3 protein-coding genes are annotated in these 4554 nt (G+C 72.3%); all 3 read right to left on the bottom strand.

The window, feature by feature from the left end:
- Positions 1 to 219: 219 nt before the first annotated feature.
- Positions 220 to 1230, bottom strand: coding sequence for an FUSC family protein (locus tag ACFU7D_RS28745; RefSeq protein WP_378873699.1), 1011 nt, complete (start codon positions 1228 to 1230; stop codon positions 220 to 222).
- Positions 1231 to 1310: 80 nt separating this feature from the next.
- Positions 1311 to 1931: a maleylpyruvate isomerase family mycothiol-dependent enzyme gene (locus tag ACFU7D_RS28740; RefSeq protein ID WP_378873696.1), complete on the bottom strand. Its 621-nt coding sequence runs from the start codon at positions 1929 to 1931 to the stop codon at positions 1311 to 1313.
- A 130-nt stretch (positions 1932 to 2061) separates the two neighbouring features.
- Positions 2062 to 4554 (bottom strand): glycosyltransferase (locus tag ACFU7D_RS28735; protein ID WP_378873693.1); only part of this gene is annotated, 2493 nt, incomplete at its 5' end.

The raw sequence follows: 4554 nt of genomic DNA, 5'->3' as shown, positions 1-4554 counted from the left end.
CGCCTTGGAGCGAAGCGAAGCGAGCGAGGCGTGCGGTTGCGCCGACTCGGCGCGTAATCCTCTACCTCAGCGCCCCGCCGGCCGAAACGTCAGCCCCGTCGGGCGAAGCGTCACTAAGGACGGCCGAGTTGGCAGTGGGTGACGCCTCGACCGACGCACGTGAGGCCTCGGCCGGCGTACGTGACGCCTCGGTCGACGCGCCTGACGCCTCGGCTTTGGTCAGCGGCGGCGGTACTCGCGGAGGGCGAGGGCGGCGGCGAGGCCTACGACGACGCCGAGGAGGGTCTCGGCGAGGCGTGACCACAGCAGCGCGTCGACGGGCTGCGGGTGGCCGAGTTGGACCATCAGCAGCGAGAGCGGGGTGATGACGACGAGCGCGAGGCCGTAGTGGCGCCCGACGAGCAGCTCGGTGACTGCTTGGAGCGCGGCGACGACCACGGCGACGACGAGGGCGGGCAGGGAGACGGAGAGAAGTACGGCGGCCAGGACCAGGCCGACCAGCGTACCGACGACGCGCTGCAGGCCGCGGGTCGTCTGGGCCAGCAAGCCGGTGACCCCGAAGGGCACCGCCGCGGCCACCATCGCCCAGTAGGTGTGGCTCAGCCCGAGCGCGGTCGAGATCGTCCCGGCGACCACGACCGCGACGACGACCGCGGTCGCATGGTCGAGCCGGACCTCACCACGAGCTGGCTCGACCGAGGCTCCGTTCCCGGCCAGCCGCTCCTCGAGCAGCCCGAGGAACACCGCGATCAGCGCGGCCGCCGCCGCTACTCCGACCGCGACCGCGACCCCCGACAGCGTCACCGGAAGCGCGGCACACGTCGCCACCGCGAACACCGGGAACATCGGTCCCGGCGGCCGCAGCACGAACCGGTCCGAGAGCATCGACCCGGCCGCGGCCCACACCGCGGCGACGGGGATGACGAGCCAGGCCCGGTGCGGAGAGGTCGCGACGAGCGCACCGCACAGGACCGCCGCGCACATCAGCGCTCCGGCCGCGGCTTGGGTCCGCCACCGTCCTCGCAGCGGCTGGCGGCCGCCGTAGATCGAGGCGAAGGTGCCGAAGCAGGCGTACGCGGCCAGCTCGATGTGTCCGGTCACGGCGAGCGCCACCAACCCGACGAGCAGCGTCACGCTCGCGCGCCAAGCGGGCGAGTGGCTTCCCGGGGCCGGGGAGACCCGGACGGACTCCTGCATCAACCGCTCGAGCCGGCTCCCGTCGCTTCCCAACCCGTCTCCCCCATGCTGCCGTGCCGTCATCTCCATCCGACACCCTACGGCGGCCTGGACGAACCAGTTGGTTCGGAGTCTCAGTCCAGCCGGCGCCGGAGCTCTGGAACGCCGTCCCCCTTCAGATCCTCGAGCACCTCGCCCCGGCCGGCCATCGCCATGACCAGGTCGAGCAGGCGCCCGCCGACCTCGGGACCGTCACCAGCCACGAACTCCGCGTCGATCGCTCGGAGGCGAAGCCCCGCGACCAGCGACTTGCTGTTGACCGCGAAGTCCTTGGCGGCGAAGAACGTCGCGACCGCCAGGAGCCCATCGGGATCGGGGTCGTGCCGGATGCCGAGCGGCCGGCGAATGTCCTCGCTGTGCACGATCATCTCCCCCAGCCCGCCGACGCTCTCCTTGCGCGGCAGTCGGATCGGACCGATCCCCGCGAACATCTCCAGCGTCTCCGCGGGCGAGGGGCCACGGAACTCCTCGAGCCGCCTGCGGTTGTGTACGTCCGGATCGAACCGCGCCCCGATCATGCTGCGCAGCCAGCCCGGGAACGAGAGCCGCGAGGCCGCACCGAGGTGCGCCACGACCTCCTCCACGTCCCACTCCCCGCAGAGGGTGGCCCCTCGCCACCGGTCGGGTGCGAGCGACCTCAGGTCATCGACCAGCGCGTCCCGCTCGCGCGCCTGGATCACGGAGAGCTTCGTCATGCGGACACTCTGACAGGTTCGCGGGCCCTCAGGCGTGACGCCTCGACCGACGTACGTGACCTCTCGGCCGACGTACGCGACGTCTCGACCCCGCCGGGCGACCACTCGGCCGACGCGCGTGACGCCTCGGCTATCGCTTGGCACGCTCCTCGAGCGCGATGTCGAGGAGGGAGCGGGCGCGGGCGTCGAAGCCGTGGTCGCGGTGGATGCGGGCGGCCTCGGCGCGGATGTGCTCGTCGGTGCCGAAGACGACCGAGGGGTCGGGCATCGAGGACCATTTCACCAGGTCCTCGGGGGTCTCGTAGACCTGCACGGTGTCGCCGAAGACGTCGCGGAGGCCGACGACGTCGTCGGAGATGACCCGGGCACCGGAGGCGACGGCGTCGAAGAGCCGGTTGGAGATGAAGCCGTAGTCGCGCATGTCGGCCCAGTGGTCGTTGAGCACCACTCCGGCGGCCCGGTATTCGGCACCGAGCCGGGTGTTGGACATGTGCTGGGCCTTGACGTAGTGGCGCGGGATGTAGGGCTCCCAGCCGTGACCGTAGACCGACAGCGGCAGCCCGCCCGCGACGGCGTCGTGGATGATCGGGCGCTCGACGTCGCGTGAGGTGCCGACGAAGAGCACCGGGTGACCGGAGTCGGGAAGCGCCCGGTCGGGGTTGAAGAGCTCCGGGTCGGTGGCCTGCAGCAGCGGGTCGATGCGGATCCCCCATCGCGCCGACATCCGCTCGGCCCAGATCGGACCGGCAGCCAGCAGCCGGTCGAACGAGGCCGCCTCGGCGCGGGTGACCGAGTCGGGGTGGGAGATCACCCAGCCGATGTTGATCCGGCCGTCGGGCGCGGGGAAGTAGCGCGAGAGGCCGCGCAGGGTGACCACGACATCGTCGTCGAGCGCGCTCGGCCGCTCCCACTCGTAGTGGTGGTCGACGACCGCCGACTGGCCGAGCGTGCGCAGCGAGCGGGCCAGCGCGCGGGCGAAGTGGGTGTCGCCCCACCGCTCGCCCTCGGGTGCTCCGGGTGCGGAGATCTTGATCGACCAGCGCAGCTGCGGGACGCCCTCGATCACGGAGGTGCGCGGCAGGGGCGCGAGGATCGGGCGGGTGGCGGCGTACGTCTTGGCAGGACCGGTCGGGTCCCCGGCCGTCGACCGGCCGACGACCTGGTAGCCGCAGGCCGCCCAGGCGGCCACGTCGTCGCGAGGCTCGGTGCGCCCGACCCAGCGGTCGAGGTAGATCAGCCGGTTGCGCGGGGCGCGGGCGAACCGGCCCTTCGACTTCGACTCGTGGTGGACGACCTCCGAGGTGGTCACGACCCGGAACGAGCCCGGACGGAGCGCGGCGAGCCGGTGGCACAGATCGACGTCCTCCATGCCGTTGGTGAAGATCGGGTCGAAGCCCTCCAGCGCGACCACGTCGCGGTAGCGCATCACCAGCGCCGCACCGGTCAGCGCCGCGAACCGGTGACCGGAGAGCCCGGCGGCATCCTCCGGCGGGTACTCGGCGAGCATGTTGTAGGGCAGCCCGCCGTAGGGCGGGAAGACGACCCCGGCCGACTGCACCGACCCGCTCGGGTAGAGCAGCAGCGGCTGCACCGCGAGCACATCGGGATCCTCGAGCGCCGAGACCAGCGGCGAGAGCCAGCCGGCCAGCGCCGTGGTGTCGTTGTTGAGGAAGACCACGGTCTCCCCGGTGACGTACGGGATGGCGAGGTTGTTGCCGAGCGCGAAGTTGTGGTTGACGGTGCTGTGCACCACCTTCACCTCGGGGAACCGCAGCGGGAGCGAGTCGAGCACCGCCGAGACGCGGTCCGAGGAGCCGTTGTCCCAGACCACGATCTCGAGCCGCTTCTCCCCCGCGCCGTGCTCCATCACGGCCTCGACCGCACCCACGGTCAGCAGCGAGTCGTCGTAGGTGGGGATGACCACCGAGACCACGTCCGGGTCAGGGGTGTGCGAGCCGAGAGCCGCCCAGTCGACGAAGGTCCGGTTGCGTACGACGTCGTCCCACGACTCCAGGTCGAAGGGGTCGAGCGCGAGCCGGTCCTGGCGCGGACGGCGCGGGTTGATGCCCTGACGCCGCTCGACACCGACCTCGGGCACGACCTCGACGGTGGCCGCGGAGGTCAGCCGCAGCGCGAGGTCATAGGCCCAGCCGGAGCCGATGTCGTCGCGGGGACCGCCGACCTGCGCCAGCAGCGGCGCCGAGATCAGCAGCCGCGAGAGCAGGGTCCGCATCAGCGGACCGGGCACCTCGGGTCCGGGCGAGAGCGGAGGTACGTCGACGGCGAACCGTTGCTCCGCCTGCCACGGGCGCTCCAGCACGTCGGCGACCAGCGGCCTTCCGGACTCGGCCACGGAGACCAGCCGCGCGAGACGACCGGGCTTCCAGATGTCTCCCCCAGCGACGTACGCGACGAAGTCGCCGCTGGCTTGCGCGAACGCCGCGACCACGCCGGGCTCACCACGGTCGGGGTCGCCGAGCACGATCCGGACGTCGGGGATGGCGTCGGCGACCGACGGGGTCAGGCCCCGGTCGATGACGATGATCTCGGTGCTTACGCCGCTCTGGGCGGCGGCGCGGGCCCGCGGCGCCCCGGCGGGCTCGGGGGGGGCGCCGCGGGGGGC

Source organism: Nocardioides sp. NPDC057577, assembly GCF_042801335.1.
Lineage (GTDB): Bacteria > Actinomycetota > Actinomycetes > Propionibacteriales > Nocardioidaceae > Nocardioides.
This window is presented reverse-complemented; position numbering and strand designations above follow the sequence as displayed.